Genomic DNA, 25,870 nt, shown 5'->3' with positions numbered 1-25,870 from the left:
GGGAGCAGGAATCCAGGCGCGCCTGAAAATACAAAAAATGACTCTTTGGAACCTAAATCGTCTTATACCGTATCCTTGAGCATCTGCGCTGTTCTGTCCAGCTCCTGAATCCCTACCTTGGTCTGGCTGATTCCGGCGGCGGTCTCTTTTGCGCCCCTGCCGATTTCGTTCATGGCTTCTGTCACCTGTTTAAGGGCGTCGGACTGCTGTCTCGCGTTCAGCAATACCTGCTGGGCATTTTCAAAAACGCTTGCGGCCGCAGACGCAAGTGATCTGAACAGATCATCCACTTTTTCAGTCATTCTTGTCACTTCCTCGACCCTTTTTGTGCCTTCTTCAGTCGCCATGATCGTGGAATTTGTGGCCTTCTGGATCTCTCCGATGAGAAGATTAGCCTGTTCAGCTGACCTTTTGCTTTGATCGGCAAGTTTTCTCACTTCTGTGGCGACGACGGCAAAACCTTTGCCGTGTTCGCCCGCCCTGGCAGCCTCGACAGCAGCGTTAAGAGCCAGCATATTTGTCTGGCCAGCAAGATCCATGACTATATTGGCAAGTCCTCCTATCTGACCTGTTTTTTCGCCAAGCTGAAGAATCTGGTTTGCTATGCCAACAACCTTTTCCCTGAGACTTCTTACGCCTTCCATTGTCTGTCGCACAGTGTCATTCCCTTCCTTTGTGAGCGTCGAAGCCCGTTGTGCTAGGGATGCGGCAGACTCGGCCTGTTCAGCCACCTGACGGGATGAAGCTCCTACTTCATCAAAGGTGGATGTTGTCTCGCTTACCATTGCGGCCTGCATGCTTGCCGTACGCTCATGCTGGCTGGATGTCGTCGCCATTTCAGCAGAAGTGGATGACAGGGCAGTTGTAGCCTCCATTATCGTCCTGCCTATGCGGCTCGCTATCCATAGTCCCGCAGCAATTGCCAGCAACAGGCAAAATATGGGGCCAAGGATGATCGTTACGCTGATCCTTGCCATTCCTGACTGAACATTATCTGTAGTCCTTTTAAGTTCTTCCATTTCCCTGTTCTTCAGTTCATCCATCAGATCCTGAAAATCAGTGGCCAGTCCTATGGTGTTATTGGCCTCAAAATGCTCAATAACCTTTGCCTTTTCACCTTTGTCCACAAGATCGACTTGGGCCTTCAGGATATCATTGATTTTGCCCTCCAGATCCTTAATTTTTCTGAGATCTTCTGACTGCCGCGCGTCATCCGGCATCGCAAGGAGAGTTTTAATCGTATCCTGGAACTCCTTTTCCGCCTCCATATACCGATCTCTTGAGCCTTTCTCTCCTGTCAGAATATAACCCCTGACAGATCTCTGCATGCTGGCAAGCCTAAGGGACAATTCCTTCATGCTGTCCGCAAAGGCATAAACATGGTTCATTCTACCAAGATGCTCCTTGAAAGACTGCATACTGACAAAGACTATGACAGCGACCACCAAAAAAAGAAAAACCGGCACCATATATCCGAGAAGTATTCGATGCCACAGTCTGAACCTGTTTTTCATGATTCACCTCTTTTTATTGATTATGGATTATATTTCTTCATTGACCGTCAGCTCACCTCCGGCCAGAATTTTCGGGATATTTATGATGCTCATGATCCTGCCGTCATAAGGCGCGGTTCCCCTGATATATTTTTCCTTTCCCTCACGCAGCCCCGATGGCGACTCAACCATCTCAGAGGGATGAATATGAATTATGTCAAGGATGTCATCGACAGCCAGACCGACAACAATGTCCCCGCTTGAAACGACAATGGCCTTCGCTTCTGATTTTGCGTCGGAAAATTGAAGATCAAAAACGCCTCGAATGTCAATCAGGGTAAGAACATTGCCCCTGAGATTCATGTTTCCGATGATGTGCGCCGGGCAGCAAGGGACAGGGGTAATGCCGTGAATCATGGCAAATTCCTGCACAGAGGCAAGGTCAATGCCATAAAATTCGCCGGAAATATCTGCCACAGCCACAGGTATGCTCTCTGAAATACTTTCCAGCCCGGATGACCCCATCAGCTCCATTGCGCGCGCATGAAAAACGGCCATTTCTTCAGGCGAGGCTTCCGGGCAGAAAACGAGTTTCTCCCCTGCATCGCTGGCTACATCCCCATCTTTTTCAAGTTGATCAGTCATGCATGAAAAATAGACAAGCCTTTCAAGATTAAGGATCATCAAAATATCGCTTCCCGTTTTTGCAAGGGAGACAACAAAAGAAGCAAGGCTTTCCTTTTCATGCCCGAATAAAGGAGGCTGTTCCATGGCAGACCCGGGAATGGTGAGGACATCATGAATCTCACTGACTATTAATCCTGTCATATTGCCATCTTCAGTGACAATAGTGACAATCCTGTCTGTAAGCATATAGCGTTCTCTGGGCCTTCCGAATCTGAGATTGAGGTCCATGACAGGGATTATTTTCCCCCTGAGGTTCATGACTCCGGCCATGTAATCTGGCATTTCCTCGACAGGGGTGAGCTCGGAAAGATGAAAAATTTCCCTGACATTCAGGACATTTATGGCAAATTTCAAACTTCCGAGTCTGAAGGTTAGAAATGATTGATTATCTGTTTCCATAATAGCTCCATCAATATCTACCATCTGATCATCTCCGGTTTTGGAAATCATCTCCAGTTTTGGAAAAAGGGCTTCCGTGATTTACTCAAAATATGGAGCGAATCACTCATCTTCGAGCATTTTTGCCACATATTTCCCCAGATCACTGGCAGAGATTCCGTCATAGATTTCAAATACGGTTTCAGGAGGCAGGGCGTTAATAAGCTGCAAAGCCGTGGTTCTCATTTTGGATGAACGTACCTGATCTTTCTCTTTCCGGTAAATGGAGCCAAGCTCCAGATGAGCCTCAACCGAGCCTGGATCAAGATATATAACCTTTTTCAGCGAATCCTTTGCGCCTTCATGGTCACCCATAATTTCTGATATCTGGGCAAGAAGAAGATATGCCCCTGTATTGACCGGATTATATCCGAGCAGGTGCCTGAGCTGTTTTAACGCTTCATCATAAAGCCCTTTGCCTGCATACGCCCTTGCCATGAAAAAATAGGCGTCGGTATTTCCAGGATTAATATCCAGGGCAGCCCCTGCCTTTTTAATGACGCCTGCATAATCTCCTGACCTGAAAAGAGACTTCATATCTTCGACCAAAACATTTTCATCAACCATGATGGCCGGGCGAGGATAATCGGGTGTGACGTGAACGGTTTTTTCTGCATTGAAACTGACATGGTTCTTTCCCTGAATGCAGGATAACGGTTTTTCAGGCATCATGACTGTCATTCGAACTGCCTGCCCTGTATTTCCTTTGTTTATTCCTGACTTGCGATAGATCACGGATTCAGAAAAGATCAAAGGGGTCAGAGGGTCAAGTTCCTGATTGTGAAGTTCGCCGTGACCGGTCATGAGATAGCCGTCGATAGCGAGGATACTGACCAGTTTTTTCAGGACTTTAGCCACAGAATTTCTGCTGAAATATATGAAAAGATTACGGCAGAGGATGAGATCCATATTGTGTAGATCTGCGTAATGTCCCGGAATCTGCTCTTCAACAAGATTCATGGTCCTGAAGATGACCATATCCCTGATCCTGCCGTCTATTTCCCATTGATCCCTTCGTTTTTTAAAATATCTCTCCTTTATGTCAGGCTCTACTCTTCGGAAAGACCACTGGCCATAAAAGCCCTTGCCTGCCTTTTTTACAAATTCTTCGTTTATATCTGTTCCAAGAATGAAGATCTTCCAGTCGCTGGGCGCAGGGATCAATTTGCTCACAAGAATTGCAAGGGAATAGGCTTCTTCGCCTGTCGAACATCCGGCACTCCAGATACGCAGGGCGCGTTCCTTTTTTCTGAGTTCTATAAGCTCCGGCAGAATCCTGTTTTCAAGAAGGCCAAATTGCCCCTTGTCCCTGAAGAAATAGGATTCTCCGATGGTTATGCCGTTTATCAGATCCCTCCATTCCTGCCTGCTTTCCGTCGAGTCAGATTCGAGGATGCTGAAATATGATTCCACGCTCGTAATCGATGAGGATCTGAGTTTTGTGAGAATATAATCACGCAATGATCCGCGCTCGTCCACGCGGATTATTATGCCTGTCCGCATGGCGATAAGATTGCAGCATCTTTCCAAATGAATTTTTTCCATTAATGGATTCATAATTCATCCGTTAATCAGTAGATAATCGCAGTATTTTATAAAGAAAGAAATAAGGATAAGACAAATAGAATAAGGCTGTTTCGCAAGCTTATGAATTATTCTGGCATATGAACAGATATCATGCAAATATTTTGTAACACAGGCATTATTTTTTATATCAAAACAGGAACATCGGGCATATGAAGTTGATGGTCTCGCAAAAAATCAAAAAGGGACAGCCCTTCACAGGCTGTCCCTTTTATTATGAATACACCTTTCAGGGAGGCGGTGACTCCTAAAAGTACAAAACCATCATTGAGATGCGAATCTGAATCAGTCTATCGACCTTCCGGCAAGGAATCCCTGATGAACCGCATCAAAAGCAAGGGCTATTTTACCTGCGTCGCCTGCGACCGTAAAAGGAACACCTTTTTTCTCAAGAAGTTCCTGAACAGGATTATAAGGCATGGCGCCCGCAGCTATTACAACTGAATCAGCAGGAATTTCCTCAACATTGCCGTCATGTTCAATTCTCACAGCCTTATCAAGGATTTCAACAGCCTTGCTCTGCACGCCTGTTCTTATACCGATGCGTTTCATTTCCTGTATCATTGTCCATCTTGTGGAGCGTCCTATATCTTTTCCAATTGAATCGGTCATTTCAAGAAGAGTAACTGTCTTAGTGCCTTTTACGGACATTTCATAAAGAACTTCAGGATCTTCAGCCCTGTTTACCAGAAGGAATTTCACGGCATCGGCCGGAAGGGTTCCTTTTTCGGCAAGAAAAATGGAAGTTTCGACACCAACAGCTCCGCCGCCGATTATGACAACATTTTTTCCTGTGTGGGCCTTGTTGAGAAGCACGTCCCACGCCTGAACAACATGGGGCTTGTCAATCCCCGGAATTCTTGGAGTGATCGGTTTTGCTCCTGTCGCTATTATTACGTGGTCAGGTTTTTCAGCGTCTATTATCTCAGGTGTAACCATTGTATTAAGCCTAAGCTTGATTGCGTTTACAGAAACCTGGGTAGCAAGGTCCTTCGCAAGCTCTGCGAATTCGGCTCTTCCAGGAGGAGCAGCGGCAAGATAGAGCTGGCCGCCAAGAATGGAATCGGCTTCATAAAGGGTCACATCGTGGCCTCTTTCATGTGCTGCAAGGGCAGCGCTCATTCCTGCCGCTCCGCCGCCTATTACCATGACTTTCTTTGGTGTTTTTGTCTGCTCGATGATTGTTTCCCGCTCATGGCCTGCCCTTGGATTGCACAGACATTCCACAGACTTCATCTTAAAAAGGTTGTCAAAACAGCCCTGACCGCAGGCAATACAGTGAACAACTTCCTTTTCCCTGCCAGCCATTGCCTTTGCAGGAAGGTATGGATCTGCAATAAGGCTTCTGCCCATTGCTACCATATCGCACATTTCATCCGCAATGAGTTCACGGGCAGTTGCAATGTCATTTATACGGTGGCTTGCGATTACAGGAACCTTTACAGATTCCCTGATTCCCCTTGCAAGGAATGCGAAAACTCCCCTTGGAACGCTTGCCACAATCTGGGGAACACGGGCTTCATGCCAGCCCACATTCACGCACATTGCGTTGATATTCCCCGAAGCATCCATTGCCTTTGCAAAATTGAGATGGGGAATCCTGCCCTGACCGCCGGGCATGAAATCGTTTCCGTTTATGCGGATCATTACAGGAAAATCAGGGCCAACAGCAGCTCGTACCGCGGCCATTATTTCAAGGCCGAAACGCATCCTGTTTTCATCTGATCCGCCGTATTCGTCTGTCCTCTGGTTTGTAAGCGGAGAGAAGAACTCGCTGATCAGATATCCTGTTCCGCAGAGAACTTCCACTGCATCGAACCCTGCTTTTTTAACCCTTGCCGCAGCATCTGCGAATCGTTTGATGATTTCCTTTATTTCAGGCACTGTAAGCTCGCGCGGGGTTTCACCGGTAAGCCTTGAAGCTATTGCAGAAGGAGCAACGGGCTGCTTCCCCTCTGTGAGAAACGAATGATTGTAGCGCCCTGAATGGTTAAGCTGAACAGCGGCTCTTGCTCCATTACTTTTTATTGCTTCTGCCAGCTTTGAAAGGCCGGGGATAAATGCATCGTCATGGGCACCGATATAGCCTTTGCTTGCAGAAAGCTCATCAATTGTCGCATAGCCGACACAGACCATTCCAGCCCCGCCTTTTGCCCTTTCGGCATAAAAGTCACACAGCCTTTCCGTCACCATATAGTTCTCGCACATGCTAAGATGCATTGCCGGAAGATAGATTCTGTTTTTAACGGTCATATTATTGATTCTTATAGACTGGAATACAGGATCTTTCATGGGAATCTCCTTCTTTTGATATTTGTTAACTGCTTCTGGTGACAGTTCAATTTATTATTTGTATACAAAATATAAAAGGTAAAAAAATACATTTTATTAAGAGCCTTAATTAATACAATCAGCTTCAAATAATTAAGTATTGCATTAGCTTATCAGCTTTTAAAATACGACACCCTACAAATTTTTCTTTTTATGATCAATCATTAGTTTATTTAGCATACTAAATATATGGTTTTTTAAAGCGAGTCAAGAATATTTTGCATACAAATCATTCCGGATTTTTCATGGTCGCTTTTATGCCGGATTATCAAATATCTATCATTAATAATCAGCATTCCATTTATGAAAACATGGTTTTCATTTTTTTCTTGACAGGGTAAACCATGACAAACTACTTAGTGTACTAATTATTATAGGTCTGGAGACACCTAAGCGGACCATAGGTAACGGATCTTCAGGAATATGATTTATTCGGAGCCACACAGGCTCCGTCTTCGAGAGACGTACAATGCAAAAAAAATTCAGACTAAAATTTAGCATGCAAACGTTTGATAATGGATACGAATACCCTTTGATATCGTTATAATAAACCTTAAAACAGCAACATAAAGAAGGAAAGGAAGCAAAATGGATTTCAATCTATCTCCCCTTCAGAAAATGATCCAGAAGACAGCAAAAGATTTCTGTGACAAAGAAGTTACCAAAATTGATGCCTACATGGCAGAACATAAGGATTATCCGCCGGATCTTCTGGAGCGTTTTGCCAAGGCAAAACTTCTTGGAATGGATGTCCCAAAGGAACTGGGCGGAATTGGAAGCACCAACTTCAACCTGATCCTGTTTGCTGAAGAAATCGGGAAAACCGGATCAACCTGCATGCTTCCTTTTTTCATGAATAACTCTGTTGCAGAAACAATCTGCCACTGGGGAACAGATGAAATTAAGCAGAAATTCGTTCCGCCGCTTTGCGACGGAACAGCCTGGGCATCCATGGCTTTCACAGAACCAGGAACAGGATCTGACCCAAAGGCTCTCACAATGGTTGCAGAACCTGATGGAGACGACTTTATACTTAATGGAACCAAACGTTTCATCAGTATGGCAAACAAGCCTGGCTACGGCGTATTTTTTGCCAAAGACCTTTCCATGAAAGGCCAGAAAGTTGATACTACAGCATTTATAGTTGACAAATCAAGCCCGGGCATCACCTTTTCAGGTCATTATGAGCTGATGGGCCTTGATGGCGCTGATACATGCGACGTTTTCTTCAAGGATGTACGCGTTCCAAAGGCAAATATCCTTGGCGAGCAGGGCAAGGGCTTCAAAATTCTTCTCAGATGGATAGCAGGTGAGCGCATCCAGCAGGCGGCGGCTCTTGTGGGCGGCGCCCAGGGCGCCCTTGAAGAAGCGGCAAAATACAGCAAGGAACGCGTTGTCAGCGGCTTCCCTCTTGGTTTCATGCAGGGATTCACCTGGATGCTTGCTGAAATGAAAACCAAAGTTGATGCCAGCCGTCTTATGGTATATCGCACAATCATGCTCCAGGACGAAAAGAAGCCTTTTGATGTCGCTTCTGCCGAGCTCAAGGTTTTTGTTGTTCCGATGGTTCAGGAAGTATGCCGCATGGCCGTCCAGATTCACGGTTCCTACGGATACTCCAAGGAATACAAGGTTGAGAAACTCTTCCGTAATGCTATGCATGGCGGCGTTGTTGCATCGAGCCTTGAAATCAACAAGACAATTGCCGGTATGTCCTATCTTGCCGGAAGATAATTCCCACTAAACCATGCCGGCATTATTCGTAATGCCGGCTTTTTTTATACTGAAGCCAGTTTAAGGAAGCATCATGAATATCATTGTTTGCATCAAACAGGTGCCGGACGTCACGGAAGTCAAGTGGGACGAAAACGGTTCATTGATCCGGACAGGACTTCCCAGCATCATCAATCCAAATGACAGACACGCAATCGAAGCAGCCCTTTCGCTCAAGGACATCCACGGCGGAGAAGTAACTGTAATATCAATGGGACCTCCCCAGGTTGAGGAATCATTGAGAGAAGCCCTTGGCATGGGATGCGACAAAGCAATTCTTCTGACAGACCGCAAATTCGGAGGAGCTGACTGCTGGGCAACCGCATATACACTCGGACTTGCCATAAAGAAAATCGGCAAATTCGATATGGTAATCACAGGCGTTGAAGCAATGGACGGAAACACCGCCCAGGTTGGCCCTGAAATAGCCGACTTCCTCAATCTTCCGCTTTGCTCATACGCACTTGAAATCAAATGCGAAAACGGCAAGGTCAATGTTCTTCAGAACATGGGCGCAGTTGTGAGAGAGCTTGAAGCCCCTCTGCCATGTCTCATCACAGCAGAAAAAGAGCTTAATGAGCCCCGCGTTGCTCCTATGGACAAGATAATGGAAGCCTATGAGAAGGAAATCGAAATGTGGGGATTTGAAGCCCTTGACGGCGAACCTGCCAATTTCGGTCTCAAGGGATCTCCGACAAGACTCAGAAAGGTTTTCACTCCAAAGCGCATCAAAGGAAAAGTGGAAATTCTTGAGGGTGATCCTGTAGAAGCTTCAAGAAAGCTTGTGGAAAAACTTAAAGAACATAATCTTGTCTAATTTTTAATAAAGCTAAGGTGAGTCTATCATGACTGATACTAAAGATTTTAGTGATTACAAAGGCGTATGGGTTTTTATAGAGCAGCTTGACGGCGACCTCACCCGTACAACCCTTTCCCTGGAAATGCTTGGAGAAGGCCGCAAACTTGCAGACAAGCTCGGGACTGAACTGGTTGCATTTCTTCTTGGACACAATGTAAAAAAACTGGCCGAAGAGCTTGTTCATTATGGTGCGGACAAGGTTCTACTTGCAGATGATCCGGCACTCGCAAATTACAGAACCGGACACTACACAGACATCATATGCAAGGAAGCACTGGAAAGAAAACCTGATATCCTTCTTGTTGGAGCTTCTCCGGTTGGAAGGGATCTTGCTCCGAGAATTTCCTACAGGCTTCATACAGGCTGCACCGCAGACTGTACTCTGCTTGACATTGACGAGGAAAAAAAGATCCTGGTTTCAACGCGCCCTGCTTTTGGCGGAAACGTCATGGCTACCATTCTATGCCCTGATCACAGACCGCAGATGTCGACTGTCCGTCCAGGCGTTATGGAAGTTCCGCAGAAGGATATGGCCCGCAAGGGTGAAGTCATAGATCTAAAGGTTTCTGTCGATGACGCAAAAGATCCTGTGAAGGTTCTTTCATCCAGAAAACGTGAACATTCAGGCATCAATATTCAGGAAGCCGAAAGAATTGTTGCTGTTGGTATGGGAGCAGGTGATACCCATACATTTGCAAAGCTCGAAGAGCTTGCAAAAGAGCTTGATGCCCATATCGGCGGAACCCGTCCTGTTGTCGAGGCATGCCTTATCACCCATGACTGCCAGATCGGCCAGACAGGCAAGACCGTAAGGCCTGAGCTTTATATAGCCTGTGGTATTTCAGGAACCGTGCAGCACACAACAGGCATGTCAGGAGCAAAGACCATCGTTGCCATAAACAAGGACGCAAATGCGGAAATATTCAATTTTGCCCATTACGGAATTGTTGGCGACGCTTCAAAGATTGTCCCTGCACTGATCGAACAGATCAGGAGCGCCAAGGCAGTCAACTGATATCTAAAAACCACGCTTGAACAAAAAAGCCTGTCTGTTCCTTAAGTATTGGAGCAGTCAGGCTTTATCAGTCTTAATGATTCCAATGTCACAGAATGCCTATTTCTGTCATTCCGGCGAAGGCAAAAATTCTGAATAAACCGGCTCAAGCCGAAGCCTTTAAAGAAAATCCTTGAGCAGCCTCTTGAAAAGAACTTTTTCCTCTGTCGAGAAACTCTTCAGAAGATCCTCGTTTACAGATTCCCTTTCGCTAAAAAGAAGCGGTTTTAGTTCATTTACTTTTGGGCCAAGATAAATCCTTGAAATTCTTTTGTCTTCAGGATCGGTTTCTTTTTTTATCCACCCAGACTCAGCCATTCTGTCCAGAACACCAGATACTGTCGCATTGTCAGATATTAAAAGCTTGCCTATTTCACCGGTTGTAAGCCCCTCATGCGCCATTACAACTTCAAGAATAAGATGCTGTACAGTTGTAAGCCCATAAGGCTGGAGCTTTTTTTTCATATAGCTCTGGGATTTCTGGTTAGCCTTTGCCAATAGAAAGGCTATGCATTCATTATAATCCATTACTTCTCCAATTTATTTAGCATACTAAATACATTGTTATAAAATGGGCGTCAAGAATATATTGCATACTAATTATCATAGACCATTATAGCAACGACTGCTCGAATAATTAAAATGCTCAAAATTACCGATAGTCTTAACCAATACAATAAAAAGAGACCTCCCAGCAAGACGCAGGAACACTTTATTCTGTTTTGCAATGAAAAAAATTGGTGTATTGATTTTTCATTAATATTTTTTGTAACCATTCAGTTAGCTTTTTAATAAGGATAGCTTTATTCTTGGAAAACCCTTTTTGTAAAAAGTGTTTTCCAAACCTTTCCCAAAAACTTTTTTATGATATTTTTAAGAAAGTTATGCACAACGGATTCAGACAACAAATCCAAAACCTGAAGTTTTTTGCCAAGCTTTTTTTCAAAAAAGCGTCCTTTTAAAAGGTTGAATTTCATATTTGGTGAATAGATACTATTTTTTTGCATAAATCTTCCAAAGACTGACCGATGATCCTTCATTACAGAATAATCAAACATCTGCTGTGGATTTCAGGGCTGGTGATATCATTCATGCTCGGGTATTTTGCGGTCAGAAACTATCTTTTTGCCGTACCCGTGGCTGAAGGAAATCTGCGGGGAATGGCCCTTGCCCTCTCATCTTCCATAGAATCCCTTGCCCGCAAAGATGCATCCCTTGATATTCTTCATGAATTACGCAGTTCAGACATTGCTTTTTTTTCAGTGATAAACAGCACAGGAGTCCAGATTTTTCATTCAAACCATGAGCTTGAGGGCTCCATTGCAGAAGATTTTGATTTCAATCCTGATTCATACGCAAACGGCTACTCCGAAGCCAGGCTGGTTCTTGGAACAGGCGAGGATGCCTTTGAATTCGCTTACCCCCTGCATTTTCCTGACAGAACCCTGATGCTGAGACTGGTTCTGCATGCTTACAGAGCCGACGCCATTGTAAAAAGAGCGCAAATGGGCATGATGGCTATTTTTTCACTAATGGCCGCAGCCTGGATCATGGGGATTTTTATATACAGGCTTGCCATAAATGCGGAAAACCAGAGAAAAGAAATGTATAAACAGGAAAATCTGGCAAGGCTTGGAACAATGGGTGCGGTTCTGGCTCATGAGGTCAGAAATCCCCTTGCCGGAATAAAAGGCTATGCCCAGCTGCTTGGAGAAGGCCTTGCGGATGAAAACAAAAAAGAATACGCCGCCCTCATAGTCACTGAAACGCTGAGGCTCGAAAACCTGGTAAATGATCTTCTTGCCTACGCAAAAAAAGAAAGACCTGAGTCTTTGCCTGTCAAGGCAACGAATATCATAAACCAGGCCCTGAATCTCGCGGAAGGCTCATTAACAAAAAAAATCAGTATAAAAAAGGATCTGGAGCCTGAAATTGTTGTAATGGGCGATGAAGACAGACTTTTACAGATTCTGCTGAACCTTATCAGAAATGCTATTCAGGCAATGCCCGACGGAGGCCTGATAAATATTTCCGCAAAAAAAGCAGGCAGGCTTGTGAATATTGAAATTTCAGACACAGGCAGAGGCATTAATCCAAACGATATTGGGCAAATATTTGAGCCTTTTTATACGACAAAAGCGAGGGGAAGCGGCTTCGGACTTGCCATAAGCAGAAAATACGCAGAAGAGATGGGCGGATGGCTCACAGCTTCGGATAATCAGGAAAAAGGCGCCTTGTTCAGGCTTATTATTCCGTCAGCAGGCAGAAAGGATTAAAATAAATGAGCGCCAGAATTCTCATAACAGAGGATGACAATACATTCAGAAGCCTTCTGAAAGCTATCCTGCAAAGCGAAGGATACGAAACAAGGGAAGCTGAAAATGCAGAAGACGCCCTTATTCTTCTGGAAAAAGAGAGTTTTGACCTTGTCCTGACTGATCTTAAAATGCCTGGGATGAGCGGTCTTGACCTTTTCAGAATCGTCCGCAGCGATCCTTCCCACCCCGCGTTTATTGTTCTGACCGCTTTTGGCACCATTGAGGAAGCTGTTTCAGGCACAAGGGACGGAGTTTTTGATTTTCTAACCAAACCGCTAAAAGACCCTGAATCACTCAGAACAGTTGTCAGAAAAGCCCTCGAAGAAAAAAAACGCGAAAGGGAATACGCAGGGCTGAAGGAAAAAGAGAGCTCAGGGTTTCCTCCTGACGAGATCATGTTTGCAGGAAAAGCCATGAAAGAGGTTAAACGCCTGATATCTGACGTGGCCCAGGCCCAGGCAACCGTTCTGATCCAGGGGGAAAGCGGAACAGGCAAGGAGCTTGCCGCAAAAACGGTTCACATGATGAGCAAAAGAAACTCTTCTGCCTTTATACCCGTAAACTGCGCCGCAATCCCGGACAATCTTCTTGAAAGCGAGCTTTTCGGGCATGAAAAAGGTGCTTTTACAGGAGCAATCCAGGCAAGACGGGGCAAATTTGAGCTTGCGCACGGCGGAACCCTTTTTCTGGATGAAATAGGAGAACTTCCGCTTTCTCTTCAGGCAAAGCTTCTAAGGGTTCTTCAGGAAAGAAAATTCGAGAGAGTTGGAGGAAACAGGGAAATTTCGGTTGATGTAAGAGTTGTCGCAGCCACAAACAGATCCTTGTTTGAAGAGGTTCAGGAAAAAAGATTCAGGGACGATCTTTATTACAGAATAAATGTTTTCCCCATCACCCTGCCCCCTCTTAGACAGCGAGAAGATGCCATTCCCGTGCTTGCGGATTATTTCATCAGAAAATTCAGCGGTCAGATAGGCAAAAAGATTTCAGGGCTGGAACCAGGGGCAGAGCAGGCTATAATGGAATACTCCTGGCCAGGTAATATCAGGGAACTGCAAAACGCGATCGAAAGGGCAGTCATCCTTGGCAAAGGTGTTCTAAAGATATCGGATTTCCCGGATATCAGGGAAAGGCCTGTTCAAGACTCTGATGAAATGCGGGAAAGCCCTGCTCTTGAAGAAATTGAGAAAAGAGCCATAATCGAAGCTCTGAAAAAAAGCGGAAACAACAGGACTTTGGCCGCCGATCTTCTTGGAATATCAAGAAGAACCCTTCAATATAGGATAAAGGATTACGGACTCAGCCGGAAAAAATGAGGTGCACGGCGCTATTTCACGCACAGCTTTTATTCAGGCAAATGATACACTCAAGGTCTGAGCACACTCTGCGTTGTGCAGCATAAGTGCAAAACAAAGCGCAATTTGTGCATAATCTGCACAAGAGCTAAACATACGGCACGGCCTGATAAAACAGAATAAATAAATATATCAGACTGTTAAAAATAAATAATAACATGGCACGGCTCATGCTCTATATCTCCACAGATGCAATATGGCATCAGAAATTCAAGATTTTTTCTAAAATTTATGGAGGATGGTCATGAAAGCAAAATCAATTGCAACCGGTATTCTTGCAGCGGCATTCATTATTTCTGCGGGCAGTGAGGTTTTTGCCCGTAACGCCGGACAAGGTGGAGGCCAGAGGCTGAGGGACGGAAGCTGCGTCACAGCGCCGACTTCTTCAACACCGATTCAGCAGCAGGATCGTCTCAGGGACGGTTCATGCCTTACACAGAATGGGACAAGCAGAACCTCTACACAAGGCCAGGGAAGAACCTTAGGGCCTGGAGACGGTACTGGAAACGCAACACGCCCTCTTGACGGCACAGGCTTTGGGAGCCCTGCCGCGAAAAAATAAAAGGAGTCTTTATGTTTTCTGGCCGCTTTTTATGCCTTTTTATTGTCTTTTCAATGATTGCCATTCCATGCCCGGCATCCGCAGGATGGTTTTTCGGAGATGACAATGACTGGAGTAAAAGCGGCTTTGATAATGAATCGGGCAATGAATCCGGCTATGACATCAACACAGTAGTGACATTAAAAGGCAAGGTTTCGGAAATAAAAACCGATGAGTCTTCAAACCCTTATGACCCTGCCCAGATAGTTATCAAGACTTCGGAAGAATCCGTGACTCTGGTTCTTGGGCCAAAGGATTTCTGGCAGGAAAAGGGCATTAAAGTCAAAAAAGACGACGAACTGACTGTCCGCGGTTCAAAGGCCCAGGGCAAGAACGGCAAAATATATATATTTGTGCAAAGCCTTACTGTTCCTTCCTCAGACAGCCCTGTAGTCATAAGAAACTATAACGGAAAACCTGCCTGGTCAGGCGGTGGCGGAGCAGGAAACACTCCCCACAGGACAGCTCCCATGAGAAGATACAGGGGAGGCCGAAACCATTAACTCATGACAACATGGCCATATATCTAAAAAAGCGTAATCAAAATTATGAAAAATAAATATTTTCAGCTTATTATGATCATAACATGCGGCTTTTTTCTTATTGGGTCTATAAATTGCCAAGCGGCGTCTGCCCTTGATCTAAAAGTACCGGATCTAAAAAATCAGGACAAGCCGTTCATGTCCGCTGGAATTGGATTTGATTACGCTACAGGAGATTTTGGAACAAATACGACCACTGATTTCATCAATATACCTCTGATTATTAACGTTTTTCCAAATGACAGACTCGATGTTGAATTAACCATGCCTTTTGTATATCAGAACAATGCCAGCAATTTTTACAGCGTATCAGGGGGACGATATCAATATAAAAATGGCTTAATGACTAATGCAATGGCCAGTGCGAAATCAAAGCAGGGAGCCATGAATTCCGACGCATCTGGAAACAGTTCAGACGGGAACCCGGGGAATCAGGAACAGAATGACAATGATGAAGCAGTCAGCGGATTAGGGGATATCACCATTTCAGCGGGTTATGCTATGCTGGAAGAAGGAAAAATCACCCCCAGGATCAGACTGGAAGCATTCATGAAACTGCCCACAGCTGATAGCGACGAAGGTCTTGGAACAGGAAGCTTTGACTGGGGGCCAGGAATTTCATTCAGCAAATGGCTTGGAAAATGGCAGCTTTTTGCCCAGGAACGATATATTGTCTGCGGATCATCGGATTATTACGATATGGAAGATCATTTTACCCATGAAGCCGAGATTGGCTATCAAATCGAAGAATCGTTCTACGGTGCATTATCCATTTACGGAGCCACAGAATCATCAGAAGATTCTGATACACCGCTTGAAGGCAGAATAAAAACCAGGGTGAGCCTTATGCCTGAGATCATTCTCGAAGCTTATATTCTTAAGGGATTTTCCGACGGCAGCCCTGATTTTGGAGCTGGAGCGTCAATTTTTCATGATTTCTGATGGTTTAAATTGAGTATGCACTGTCTGATTACCTGAAAGTTTTTGCGTAGCTTATTTCAAAAAGCGACCGACCTGAGGCCCATAAATTTCGATTTTTGATCGATGATTTTTGAAATATTGGTCTGGTTACATCAATCATAAATCCAAATTCTTAAATCAAGCTTCTGCATTTAAATATTCTGCAAAGCCTCCTGAAGGCAATCTTTGAGGGATTTCATCTTATAGGGTTTCTGGATAAATCCGGCCAGAGCGTTTCCTGAAAACCTTGAAGCAATTTCATACTCAGTATAGCCACTCGAAATAATGACTTTTACTTCAGGATTTATTACCATCAGTTCTTTCAAGGTTTCTTCACCATTCATTTTGGGCATTGTAAGATCAAGAATGACTGCGCTTATTGAACCTTTTTGAGAGGAATATATCTCAACGGCCTCCCTACCGTCAGCTGCAGTAACAGTATCAAAACCAAGTCTTGAGAGCATTGCCTTACCAAGATTTCTGATACTCTCTTCGTCATCGACAAGAAGAATTGTCCCACCACCTTTCCATGTTTCATCAATTAATACAGCAGCGTCACCTTCCTGCTTTGCAGCTTCTTCTGATGCAGGAAAAAGGATTCTGAACGTAGTACCCTTTCCAGGCTCTGAAAAAACCTTTAAAGCACCCTTGTGGCCACGAACTATTCCAATGACCGCAGACATTCCAAGGCCTCTTCCTGTAAATTTTGTTGTAAAAAATGGCTCAAATATCCTTGAAACTGTTTCATAATCCATTCCGCATCCTGTGTCAGAGACTTCTATCCAGACATGCTTCCCCCCGGATATACTTTCATTAACACAGGAATCGCCCAGGTATTCAATGGAACAGTCCATGCTTCCTGTGGAGATATCAATGCGGCCCTCCCTGTCTCCGATTGCCTCTGAGGCGTTGATCACAAGATTCATGAGTATCTGCCTGATCTGGGTGGCGTCGCCTTTTATTGCGGGAATACTGTTTTCTATATGAAGAGAAAGACGGGCTTTTTTGGATATAGATGTTTTAAGAAGATGAACCATCTCCTCGATGAGTTCCTTCAGATCAATATTCTCGATTACAAACCTTCCCTTGCCTGAATAAGCAAGCATCTGCCTGCAAAGATCCGCCGCCCTCCTCGATGCCTTTTCTATCTCGCTGATGCTTTCCCTGGCCGGAGACATTGGAGACAGCTCGTCAAGGGCAAGATCAGCATGCCCAAGTATAGCCATGAGAATATTATTGAAATCGTGGGCAATACCACCTGCAAGAACTCCAAGACTTTCAAGCTTCTGGGTCTGAAGAAGCTGGCGTTCAAAATCTATTTTCTCCCTCTCGGATCTTTTAAGATCCGTAAGATCTGCAATAAATCCTTCAAGGGCTATAATTTCACCGGCCTCCGAGTAGACAGCGCATCCTTTTTCCCAAAACCAGCGTTCTTCGCCGGTCGGCAGAACAACGGGATACTCGGCCTGAATGTATTTTTTTTCTGCGATTGCCGCCTGCCATTCCTCCCATAATCTTTCCCTGTGATCAGGATGAATGAGTTCATTGAAACTAAGGACTCTGTTATCAATGAAATCTTCAGGATCATACCCTGTGAGTTCTTTGCAGCCGTCGCTTATGAATTCCATTGTCCAGTTTTCATCATTTCTGCATCTGTAAGCTATGCCTGGAAGATTGGACATGAGTGTTGAAAGCTTTCTCTCGCTTTCCCTCAGGTCATTTTCAGCCTTCACTGCCTTGGTTATATCATGAATGACCCCGTAAACGCCGAACCTCTCGGGGTCATATCCGGCTATGGAATGAATATCGATTATTTCACCATCAGATGGTCTTTTGATTTTGAACCTGACATCATATGGAGAATTTACAGCAATCAGCTCCATCATTGCCTTGTCAAGCATAGTCCTGTATTCAGGCAAAGGGAGCTGCTGAATCTCACGGATAGCCCATTCCCTGTCCCCCATGCCATAGATTTCCCTGGCGCCTTCAGATGCGTAGACAAGATCGTCATTGAGCCTAAATCCCCAATTGCCGAATCCGGCCACCTGTTCGGCTCTTCTCATTCTTGCAAGGTGATCAATGAGCTTTGCCTCGGTTCTTTTCATTTCAGTTATGTCATCAAAGGTGGAAAAAGCCTGGTACGGCTTTTCTTCTCCGTCCCTGAATTCAGGATAGGCATTTATCCTGATCCATTTCTGCTGTTTTTCAAGCGGGTTGAATACTCCCATCACGACATTATGTACGGTCTTTCCGGTTTTAAGGGCAATGGCCGAAGGATGGTCTTCTCCGGGGAAATCAGATCCATCCTCACGAACGGCCTTCCATCTTGGATCCCTTGAGACCCTTCCGAGGAGCTCATCCTTTGTAAGCCCAAGAATTTTTGCGGCAGCAGGGTTTACTGAAATGATCCTGCCCGAAGGATCATGGTAAATAACACCAAGCGGCATGGTTTCAAACAGTTTTGCGCAGCTTGATATTTTCTGATTCTGACATTCAGAGCGTTTTTTTACAGATATGATTTTTTTTATAAAATCCATGAAATTGAACCTAAAAATAAAAAACCAATGATTAGAATATATGATCGGGCAGTGCGGAAAAAGCTTCGGATACTTGAAAAGCGGTTCAAACTAACATATTCAAACTGTCTGTGTACAGACGTTTTTGCAATGGCCGTTCTATCAAAAACCATTTTTAAATAATTGGTATTCTGTTTTTTTCTTGAACACTTTTGGCTCTTCTGCAAAAACAAAAATATAATCCCAAATAGTATATGCGATTACAAAATCAATAATAATTAAGGACTCAAAATGGCATTCGATCCGACAAAGATGCAGGACTGGGAAATCTCGGAAGCTGCTGAAAAAAATATGCCCACCCCGTATGAATGGGCAGACAGATTAGGTCTTGAAAAAGATGAAATAATACCGATGGGAAAACTGGCAAAACTGGACTTTCTAAAAATAATTGAAAGACTTAAAGACAGGCCAGACGGCAAATATATCGAAATCACGGCCATTACTCCAACTCCTCTGGGTGAAGGCAAAAGCACCACATCCATCGGCCTGATCGAAGGACTCGGAAAGAGGGGCAAAAACGTTGGTGGCGCCCTTCGTCAGCCATCAGGCGGGCCTACCATGAACGTAAAAGGAACTGCCGCAGGCGGGGGTAACGCCCTTTTAATCCCTATGACGGAATTCTCCCTTGGTCTTACTGGTGATATCAATGACATCATGAACGCCCACAACCTTGCCATGGTAGCCATGACTGCAAGGATGCAGCACGAGCGCAACTATACGGACGAACAGCTCAGCCGTCTTTCAGGAATGAGGCGTCTTGACATAGATCCGACAAGGGTTGAAATAGGCTGGGTAATTGACTACTGCGCCCAGGCTCTCAGAAATATGACAATAGGCTTGGGCGGACGTTTTGACGGTTACACCATGCAGTCAAAATTCAACATTGCAGTAAGCTCGGAATGCATGGCAATTCTCTCGATAGCAAAGGATCTTGCTGACCTGAGGGAGCGCCTTGCCAACATCACGGTGGCATTTGACAAGACAGGCAAACCAGTTACGACAGGAGATCTTGAAGTAGCAGGCGCGATGGCGGCATGGATGAGAAACACGATCAATCCGACGCTGATGTGTACGGCAGAATACCAGCCATGCATGGTTCATGCAGGACCATTCGCAAACATAGCCATTGGCCAGTCTTCCATTATTGCAGACAGGGTCGGCCTCAAGATGTTCGATTACCATGTTACTGAAAGCGGATTTGCGGCAGACATAGGTTTTGAAAAATTCTGGAACGTAAAATGCCGTTACAGCGGACTAAAACCCCATGTGTCAGTTCTCACAGTTTCAATCAGAGCGCTGAAAATGCACGGCGGCGGCCCGAAAGTTGTTCCAGGGATAGCTCTTCCTGAAGAATATACAAAAGAAAATCTGGGGCTTCTTGAAAAAGGCCTCGCAAACATGATCCATCACATCGGAACCATAAGAAAATCAGGCATGAATCCTGTGGTCTGCATTAATGTTTTCCATACTGATACAGAAGAAGAAATCAAGATGGTCAAACGAGCCGCAGAAGCTGCTGGTGCAAGATGCGCTGCTTCACGCCACTGGCTTTCAGGAGGCGAAGGCGCCCTCGAGCTTGCTGATGCCGTAATAGACGCATGCGAGGACGAGACGCATTTCAATTATCTTTATCCGCTTGAAATGAAACTTCGTGACAGGGTGGATAAAATTGCACGGGAAGTTTACGGAGCAGACGGAGTATCATGGTCGCCGGATGCAGAGAAAAAGGCGAAGATGCTCGAAGCAGACTCTCAATATGATGACTACGCTACAATGATGGTCAAGACCCACCTAAGCCTTACCCACGATCCTAATCGCAAAGGCGTTCCAAAGGGCTGGACTCTGCCAATAGAAGATGTTCTCATATATTCGGGTGCTAAATTCCTGTGTCCTTGCGCTGGCAAAATAAGCCTGATGCCTGGAACAGGCTCAAATCCAGCGTTCAGAAGAATTGACGTGGATCCGAAAACAGGAAAAGTTTCAGGCCTGTTTTAAGAAAACAGAAATAATTGGGGAAACTTTTTAAAAAAGTTTCCCCAACCACTTCAAAAACTTCAATACTGCCCACAAAAGAATTTATCTTCAAAATCTGGATCATTAAATTTCTTGCCAAGTTTTTTTGCGTATTAATTATGTATTTTTCAAAAAAATGAAAAAATATTGGTGGGCTACAATTATTTTGATAATGAAATCGTTAAAGATTTTGTATTCAATTGATGCCAAGGCATTATTTCCCTTAAAAAACATCGTTTGAAAGCCCTTGGAATTGACTAAAAGGCAGTGCCTGTCTATATTTTGCAGAGAACTTTGAATGCGAATCAGAATTAATGGATTATGCAGGAGATTTAAATGTCATCAAAAAAAGCTCACCACAGTGCAAAGCATCACCAGATTGTTTCTGATGTTCTGAAAGAAAGGGAAAAAAGAGAAAAAACTTACAGGGAAAAGGCTCTGAAGCTTTTCCCATGGATTTGTGGAAAATGTGCGCGGGAGTTTTCCGGAAAAAGACTCAAGGAACTCACTGTTCATCACAAAGACCACAACCATGACAATAATCCGCCGGATGGCAGCAACTGGGAACTTCTCTGCATATACTGCCATGACAATGAACACTCAAGGGATCAGGTTGCAGACTGGTATGAAGGATCAGAAGCCGGTGGAAATAACAAACCTTCAACTACATTCAAGGCTTTTGAAGATCTCGCCAATCTCCTGAAATCAAAGGAAGGCGGGAAATAGTTTTATTGGGCTTGGGTTGTTGAATTAAGGGTTTCTCTAAAAATTAGAATTTTTGATGTGGTAGCCCAAGGGAATCAGCAGCGGCGCACGGAGAACCGGAGTTTATGCGGTATAAATGAGGATTCGAGTACGACGCTGACGCAGCTAATGCGCAAAAAGGCAATTTTTAGAGGTGGCCTTAAGCAAAAGTTGGGTGCGTGGCGTTTTCCCACGCACCGTTTATATAAACCAAATGGTGACAGCTACATAAAGCCGCTAATTCAGCAATAATGCCCAAAACAGGAAAGGGAATAAAAAGATGCGGTTTCCCTTTGTTTTCAACACATTACCAGTCAATCGGATGATAATCCTTCAGAAACTTACCGCACCAATGCTTGCCAGTCAGAATTCCATCAAAAAATGGATCACAAACCCTTGCTGCTCCGTCCACAATATCAAGCGGAGGCTGAAAATCGTGGAGCTCCTGTTTGATTGCCGAAAGCTTTGCAGGATCTTCATCAGTAACCCAGCCTGTATCAACCGCGTTCATATAAATTCCGAACTTCGCAAGTTCAGCAGCAGCAGTATGTGTGAGCATATTAAGCGCAGCCTTTGCCATATTCGTATGCGGATGCCTTCCGGTTGACTTGAACCTGAAAAATTTTCCTTCCATTGCAGTCACATTGACTATGTGCTTCTGGCCGGTATAATCGCGCTGCATCATGGGCGCTAACCTGTTGCAAAGAACAAAAGGCGCAACAGCATTTACAAGCTGAATTTCAAGCATTTCAGCTGTCTGGATTTCTCCTAGTTTCAGCCTCCAGCTGTTTGTTTCCCTTAAATCCACCTGCTGAAGATCAGCGTCAAGTGCTCCTTTTGGGAAAACTTCGTCAACTGCGAGCGTATGATCGTAGGCATACGGAACCTGGGAAAGCTCGGCAGACGCCCTCAAACCGATTCCAGGAGCCTTGCCGTTCCAGGAAACAGGGAGTGCGGACTCATTTCCGACATTGGGAACAACAAAGGAATTTAGTCTGTTGACACATTCCTGATGCTGGCCGAGAAGATCCTGTACGCTTGCTGGCAGAGTCTGAATATCCTTTGTTTCATTTTCCATCATATGGGAATAGAACCCAGGAGGTCTGCGCACGGTCTGGGCCGCGTTATTTATGAGAAGATCCAGCCTGTCGTATGTCTGTTCAATATAGCTTGTGAATATTTCAACACTCGGAGTATGCCTGAGATCAAGGCCGTAAATCTGGAGCCTGTCCTTCCATACATTAAAATCTTCTTCCCTTGAATACCTCATGGCGGAATCAACCGGGAACCGTGTAGTTGCGATTACCCTCGCACCCGCGCGAAGCATCATCAGGCTTGCCTGGTATCCAATTTTGACCCTCGAACCTGTAATCAGGGCGACTTTGCCATGAAGAGGCGCTGTCTGGAATCTTTTCTGATAATTGAAGTCAGCACATTTGGGGCACATGGTGTCATAGAAATGATGGAGCCTTGTGAATTCCGCCTTGCAGACATAACAATTGCGCGGAGATTTCAGTTCAAGGTTTTCCGCTCCTTGGGCTGAATCAGAATCGGAGTTCAGATTTTCTATCATTGCAGGAGCTGTGAAAACCGCTGCTTCCCTTGCAGATCTGATACCTGTGGCTGCTCGAACAGCTTTTTCATGGGCAGTGATTTCCCTGCGTCGGCCTCGTTTTACCTCTCTGTTTCTTCTTCTGATATCATTCAGATCAGGTCTTGACACCTTGCCTGCCGCTGCCATCAGTGCGATTCTCTGATCTTCAGGCAGACTTGTAAACTGCTCCGGGTTTTCAATCATGGATTCAAGAATGGATATGCAGCCTGCAATCTCTTCCTGGGTGAGTGCTTTTTTTTCTTTGTCTTTCAATTCTTATGTTCCTGATAATGGTCATTAAAATAATTTGGAGTGAACTCTATACAGCATTTTTTAAAGAGATTCCAGAACGCTCTTTCAAGTGAGCATACATAAATGTGTTGGAAGAGAAGTTGTTGTTGTTTTTACAAAAAATGCCCCGGATGCTATTTAGGTTATTCAAACAGAAATAAGGGTATCTTTAAAAAAAGGAGGCTTCATGAAAGTATACGATCAAGTTCCAATAATAGATGAAATCCTTGAAAAATGGCGCAATTATCTAAAAAAGGATTACATTCCTTATAAAAATCACTGTTGCCGGGTTTTTAATTTCTGCGTAGCGCTCTGCGGTGAGAATTCGAAAAATATCCAAAAGAGTGGTATAGCGGCCGCGTTTCATGATCTTGGAATCTGGACAGATTGCACAGTGGAATACCTCGAACCATCCAGAAAACTTGCCCGTGAATATCTTGAAGGGGCAAATCTAAACGATTGGATCGCTGAGATAGAAGAAATGATTGAGCAGCACCACAAACTTACGACATATGAGTCAAAATCAGGTTTTGGTTCAGGCCCGGATAACAGCTGGATTGTTGAAGAATTCCGCAAGGCTGATCTGGTTGATGTTTCGCTTGGAATGATAAAATCAGGACTGCCTTCATCATTTGTCAGAGAAGTTCTTTCATTATACCCGAATGAGGGATTTCACATGCGGCTTCTTGAATTGACCGTTCAAAGGCTTAAAACTCATCCGTTCAGTCCATTGCCGATGATGAAGCTGTAGATGATAATTTATCTCCGATGTTTTTGGCGGCTATTTACATTATTGTCCTCAAGTTAAAGGATACGATTATGATTAAAGAAGAAAATATACGGGTATGTCCGGTAGAAAGAGCAGGCAGCCTTGACAACAGAATTCGAAAATGGCTGCAAGATCCTCAGAAAATACTGAAACCATATATCAAAGAAGGGATGACAGTTCTGGATATAGGATGCGGTCCGGGCTTTTTCTCTGTTGATATGGCTCAGATGGTTGGCCAATCAGGCCGGATTATAGCATCTGATGTGCAGGAAGGCATGCTTCAAAAACTGAGGGACAAGATTCAGGGGACAAAGCTTGAGGAACGAATAACTCTTCATAAGTGCAAAGCTAATAAAATAGGCCTATCAGAGAGTGTTGATTTTATTTTGGCGTTTTATGTTCTTCATGAGATCCCTGATCAGGAAGCCTTTTTCAATGAGATTAAATCTATACTGAAAACAAAAGGGAAAATTTTCATAACAGAGCCTCCTTTCCATGTTTCAAAAAAAGATTTTAAAGAAACTGTCAGAATAGCAGGGACATGCGGGTTCACAAAGGTTGAAAGCCCGAAGGTGTTTCTAAGCAAAGCAGTTGTCTTGGAAACAGAATATACCGGCGTTTTGAATTGACAGGCCTTAAAGCTTAAGGAAGCTATTGACATCAAGACTATTTGTTGATTATGGGCTATTTATGAGTTGAAACAAATAAACGACTCCATAGCATCCATTGTTTCACGAGTAAATTAACCTGTGGCATTCGAGCAAGCATGTGTACTTTTTTGATGTTTTTAGCTTAGGTCTGTATCTCCTCCAGCAAGCTTGCCTGAATTTTTCCTTTTGTATCTTTAATATCCAACCAGTTTATCGAATCTCGCAAACCTGAATATTTGTTACCCTTATTAAATTTGTTGGATCACTATTCTGAAAAAGACACCGCCAATCTTTTATATATTTACCTGTATAAACAGTATATTATGTACTTAAACATCATATACCTCAGCTATTGGCACCAGTATTGCTATACATAGTTTCAAAGCAAAAAGCTTTTTCATAATCCTCTCCTTTCGCAAAAGAGCCGCCGATGGCGGCGGCTCTAAAAAAGAATGGGCGTTGAATAAAGAAGCCGTCCGTGGAATTCGGACTTAGGGATATAAACATTTAAGATGCACATGAATGGAACTAAAAAAAACAATATGTTTTCTGAAAAGGAAAAAGTCGTGAACAGATTTATGAAATCATCTTTAACAGGAATATTGGTATTATTGTTAGGTTCAGGCGCTGCTTTTGCCGGAACCAATGATTCAAAAATAAAGACTCATGAATATGCTCAAAATAAAAGAATAACCCAAGGCATTGAAAGCGGCCAGCTGACAAAAAAAGAAGCTGGAGCTCTTAATGCTGAACAATCAAAAATAAAAAATGACGAAAAAAATATGAAATCTGATGGAACCCTAACTGGAAAGGAGCGAGCAAAAATCAGCAGAGAGCAACATAGGGCAAGCAATGATATCCAAAAGTTAAAACACAATAATAAGACCTTAAATTAACACGAAATCGACTTCACAATCCCCCTTGCGCATAACCCGCCTGCTTAAGCAGGCGGGTTTTTTGTTTGCCCGGCAAAGCCGTGCCCCCGTCTGTTTGAAAGAAAGCAGAGATACCCCGTCCGAGGGGAAATCAATCCGAATCGCAAGGGCGCTACTGGTAACGGTAGGGTTTGAAGGAAGCGACAGGAAGAGAATGGTACATAGCGAAAGCGAACCTGATACGGCTCGTGCAGAGGGTCAGGCTGCAAAATATGGCGAAGCCCGGTACTCGGACAGACTGCACGAGTGATTGAGGATGTGATTATTCTCAGGGAGCGGAAATTAACCGGGGAAGCCCTGTAG

Annotated in this window: 21 protein-coding genes; 14 read left to right on the top strand and 7 right to left on the bottom strand. The window is 44.3% G+C overall.

Annotated elements, in window-relative coordinates:
* Positions 1-62: 62 nt before the first annotated feature.
* From K245_RS0106695 to K245_RS0106680, 4 genes are all read right to left on the bottom strand, one after another.
* A complete protein-coding gene (locus K245_RS0106695) occupies positions 63-1,514 on the bottom strand; it encodes a HAMP domain-containing methyl-accepting chemotaxis protein (protein ID WP_027358671.1) in 1,452 nt (483 codons plus the stop codon).
* Positions 1,515-1,541: 27 nt separating this feature from the next.
* On the bottom strand, positions 1,542-2,603 hold the full coding sequence (locus K245_RS0106690) for a chemotaxis protein CheW (RefSeq protein WP_198013842.1): 1,062 nt from the start codon (positions 2,601-2,603) through the stop codon (positions 1,542-1,544).
* A gap of 78 nt (positions 2,604-2,681) precedes the next feature.
* Complete coding sequence (locus K245_RS26430; RefSeq protein ID WP_051283940.1) at positions 2,682-4,175, bottom strand: CheR family methyltransferase; 1,494 nt, start codon at positions 4,173-4,175, stop codon at positions 2,682-2,684.
* Positions 4,176-4,487: 312 nt separating this feature from the next.
* Positions 4,488-6,494, bottom strand: a complete 2,007-nt coding sequence (locus K245_RS0106680) for an FAD-dependent oxidoreductase (protein ID WP_027358669.1) — start codon at positions 6,492-6,494, stop codon at positions 4,488-4,490.
* 627 nt (positions 6,495-7,121) lie between these two features.
* Here K245_RS0106680 and K245_RS23410 point away from each other — a divergent pair.
* From K245_RS23410 to K245_RS0106665, 3 genes are all read left to right on the top strand, one after another.
* Complete coding sequence (locus K245_RS23410) at positions 7,122-8,267, top strand: acyl-CoA dehydrogenase family protein (protein WP_051283939.1); 1,146 nt, start codon at positions 7,122-7,124, stop codon at positions 8,265-8,267.
* Positions 8,268-8,340: 73 nt separating this feature from the next.
* A complete protein-coding gene (locus tag K245_RS0106670; protein ID WP_027358668.1) occupies positions 8,341-9,123 on the top strand; it encodes an electron transfer flavoprotein subunit beta/FixA family protein in 783 nt (260 codons plus the stop codon).
* A 28-nt stretch (positions 9,124-9,151) separates the two neighbouring features.
* A complete protein-coding gene (locus K245_RS0106665) occupies positions 9,152-10,180 on the top strand; it encodes an electron transfer flavoprotein subunit alpha/FixB family protein (protein WP_035276661.1) in 1,029 nt (342 codons plus the stop codon).
* Between the two features lie 159 nt (positions 10,181-10,339).
* Here the strand turns inward: K245_RS0106665 and K245_RS0106660 are convergent, their stop codons facing one another.
* The gene (locus K245_RS0106660) at positions 10,340-10,747 is read right to left on the bottom strand and encodes a MarR family winged helix-turn-helix transcriptional regulator (protein ID WP_027358666.1); all 408 of its coding nucleotides are present in this window, start codon (positions 10,745-10,747) and stop codon (positions 10,340-10,342) included.
* A gap of 500 nt (positions 10,748-11,247) precedes the next feature.
* On the opposite strand from K245_RS0106660, the gene K245_RS0106650 reads away from it, so the two are divergent.
* The 5 genes from K245_RS0106650 to K245_RS23400 all read left to right on the top strand — a co-directional run bounded on the left by K245_RS0106650 (position 11,248) and on the right by K245_RS23400 (position 15,977).
* Complete coding sequence (locus K245_RS0106650; protein WP_051283938.1) at positions 11,248-12,495, top strand: two-component system sensor histidine kinase NtrB; 1,248 nt, start codon at positions 11,248-11,250, stop codon at positions 12,493-12,495.
* Between the two features lie 5 nt (positions 12,496-12,500).
* Entirely contained in the window at positions 12,501-13,853 is a 1,353-nt protein-coding gene (locus K245_RS0106645) for a sigma-54-dependent transcriptional regulator (protein ID WP_027358663.1), read from the top strand.
* A gap of 283 nt (positions 13,854-14,136) precedes the next feature.
* Complete coding sequence (locus K245_RS0106640; protein WP_027358662.1) at positions 14,137-14,454, top strand: hypothetical protein; 318 nt, start codon at positions 14,137-14,139, stop codon at positions 14,452-14,454.
* Between the two features lie 11 nt (positions 14,455-14,465).
* Positions 14,466-14,996, top strand: a complete 531-nt coding sequence (locus K245_RS23405) for a hypothetical protein (protein WP_051283937.1) — start codon at positions 14,466-14,468, stop codon at positions 14,994-14,996.
* Between the two features lie 177 nt (positions 14,997-15,173).
* Positions 15,174-15,977 (top strand): transporter, encoded by an 804-nt coding sequence (locus K245_RS23400; protein WP_198013841.1) that lies wholly within the window; start codon positions 15,174-15,176, stop codon positions 15,975-15,977.
* A 170-nt stretch (positions 15,978-16,147) separates the two neighbouring features.
* Here the strand turns inward: K245_RS23400 and K245_RS26425 are convergent, their stop codons facing one another.
* The gene (locus K245_RS26425; RefSeq protein ID WP_051283935.1) at positions 16,148-18,532 is read right to left on the bottom strand and encodes a PAS domain-containing hybrid sensor histidine kinase/response regulator; all 2,385 of its coding nucleotides are present in this window, start codon (positions 18,530-18,532) and stop codon (positions 16,148-16,150) included.
* Positions 18,533-18,802: 270 nt separating this feature from the next.
* Between K245_RS26425 and K245_RS0106620 the strand changes: the two genes are divergently transcribed.
* Positions 18,803-20,566, top strand: a complete 1,764-nt coding sequence (locus K245_RS0106620; protein WP_027358661.1) for a formate--tetrahydrofolate ligase — start codon at positions 18,803-18,805, stop codon at positions 20,564-20,566.
* 354 nt (positions 20,567-20,920) lie between these two features.
* The gene (locus tag K245_RS0106610; protein ID WP_084156153.1) at positions 20,921-21,310 is read left to right on the top strand and encodes a YajD family HNH nuclease; all 390 of its coding nucleotides are present in this window, start codon (positions 20,921-20,923) and stop codon (positions 21,308-21,310) included.
* Between the two features lie 325 nt (positions 21,311-21,635).
* On the opposite strand, the gene K245_RS0106605 is transcribed toward K245_RS0106610, so the two are convergent.
* Positions 21,636-23,195: an SDR family NAD(P)-dependent oxidoreductase gene (locus K245_RS0106605; RefSeq protein ID WP_027358659.1), complete on the bottom strand. Its 1,560-nt coding sequence runs from the start codon at positions 23,193-23,195 to the stop codon at positions 21,636-21,638.
* Positions 23,196-23,400: 205 nt separating this feature from the next.
* Between K245_RS0106605 and K245_RS0106600 the strand changes: the two genes are divergently transcribed.
* From K245_RS0106600 to K245_RS0106585, 4 genes are all read left to right on the top strand, one after another.
* Positions 23,401-23,964 carry an HD domain-containing protein gene (locus K245_RS0106600; RefSeq protein WP_027358658.1) on the top strand — a complete coding sequence of 188 codons (564 nt, stop codon included), beginning with the start codon at positions 23,401-23,403 and terminating at the stop codon, positions 23,962-23,964.
* Positions 23,965-24,032: 68 nt separating this feature from the next.
* Positions 24,033-24,611 (top strand): class I SAM-dependent methyltransferase, encoded by a 579-nt coding sequence (locus tag K245_RS0106595; protein WP_051283934.1) that lies wholly within the window; start codon positions 24,033-24,035, stop codon positions 24,609-24,611.
* 539 nt (positions 24,612-25,150) lie between these two features.
* The gene (locus K245_RS23390; protein WP_156906719.1) at positions 25,151-25,528 is read left to right on the top strand and encodes a hypothetical protein; all 378 of its coding nucleotides are present in this window, start codon (positions 25,151-25,153) and stop codon (positions 25,526-25,528) included.
* A 94-nt stretch (positions 25,529-25,622) separates the two neighbouring features.
* The gene (locus K245_RS0106585; protein WP_156906718.1) at positions 25,623-25,817 is read left to right on the top strand and encodes a hypothetical protein; all 195 of its coding nucleotides are present in this window, start codon (positions 25,623-25,625) and stop codon (positions 25,815-25,817) included.
* Positions 25,818-25,870 lie beyond the last annotated feature (53 nt).

The sequence above is a fragment of the Desulforegula conservatrix Mb1Pa genome (assembly GCF_000426225.1).
Lineage (GTDB): Bacteria > Desulfobacterota > Desulfobacteria > Desulfobacterales > Desulforegulaceae > Desulforegula > Desulforegula conservatrix.
This window is presented reverse-complemented; position numbering and strand designations above follow the sequence as displayed.

Coding starts and splice junctions, on each gene's coding strand:
- K245_RS23390 (WP_156906719.1), top strand. CDS start 25,151: ATGAATGGAACTAAAAAAAACAATATGTTTTCTGAAAAGGAAAAAGTC.
- K245_RS0106690 (WP_198013842.1), bottom strand. CDS start 2,603: ATGGTAGATATTGATGGAGCTATTATGGAAACAGATAATCAATCATTT.
- K245_RS23410 (WP_051283939.1), top strand. CDS start 7,122: ATGGATTTCAATCTATCTCCCCTTCAGAAAATGATCCAGAAGACAGCA.
- K245_RS0106680 (WP_027358669.1), bottom strand. CDS start 6,494: ATGAAAGATCCTGTATTCCAGTCTATAAGAATCAATAATATGACCGTT.
- K245_RS23400 (WP_198013841.1), top strand. CDS start 15,174: ATGTCCGCTGGAATTGGATTTGATTACGCTACAGGAGATTTTGGAACA.
- K245_RS0106595 (WP_051283934.1), top strand. CDS start 24,033: ATGATTAAAGAAGAAAATATACGGGTATGTCCGGTAGAAAGAGCAGGC.
- K245_RS0106695 (WP_027358671.1), bottom strand. CDS start 1,514: ATGAAAAACAGGTTCAGACTGTGGCATCGAATACTTCTCGGATATATG.
- K245_RS0106645 (WP_027358663.1), top strand. CDS start 12,501: ATGAGCGCCAGAATTCTCATAACAGAGGATGACAATACATTCAGAAGC.
- K245_RS26430 (WP_051283940.1), bottom strand. CDS start 4,175: ATGAATCCATTAATGGAAAAAATTCATTTGGAAAGATGCTGCAATCTT.
- K245_RS0106650 (WP_051283938.1), top strand. CDS start 11,248: ATGATCCTTCATTACAGAATAATCAAACATCTGCTGTGGATTTCAGGG.
- K245_RS26425 (WP_051283935.1), bottom strand. CDS start 18,532: ATGGATTTTATAAAAAAAATCATATCTGTAAAAAAACGCTCTGAATGT.
- K245_RS0106660 (WP_027358666.1), bottom strand. CDS start 10,747: ATGGATTATAATGAATGCATAGCCTTTCTATTGGCAAAGGCTAACCAG.
- K245_RS0106670 (WP_027358668.1), top strand. CDS start 8,341: ATGAATATCATTGTTTGCATCAAACAGGTGCCGGACGTCACGGAAGTC.
- K245_RS0106620 (WP_027358661.1), top strand. CDS start 18,803: ATGGCATTCGATCCGACAAAGATGCAGGACTGGGAAATCTCGGAAGCT.
- K245_RS0106610 (WP_084156153.1), top strand. CDS start 20,921: ATGTCATCAAAAAAAGCTCACCACAGTGCAAAGCATCACCAGATTGTT.
- K245_RS23405 (WP_051283937.1), top strand. CDS start 14,466: ATGTTTTCTGGCCGCTTTTTATGCCTTTTTATTGTCTTTTCAATGATT.
- K245_RS0106640 (WP_027358662.1), top strand. CDS start 14,137: ATGAAAGCAAAATCAATTGCAACCGGTATTCTTGCAGCGGCATTCATT.
- K245_RS0106600 (WP_027358658.1), top strand. CDS start 23,401: ATGAAAGTATACGATCAAGTTCCAATAATAGATGAAATCCTTGAAAAA.
- K245_RS0106665 (WP_035276661.1), top strand. CDS start 9,152: ATGACTGATACTAAAGATTTTAGTGATTACAAAGGCGTATGGGTTTTT.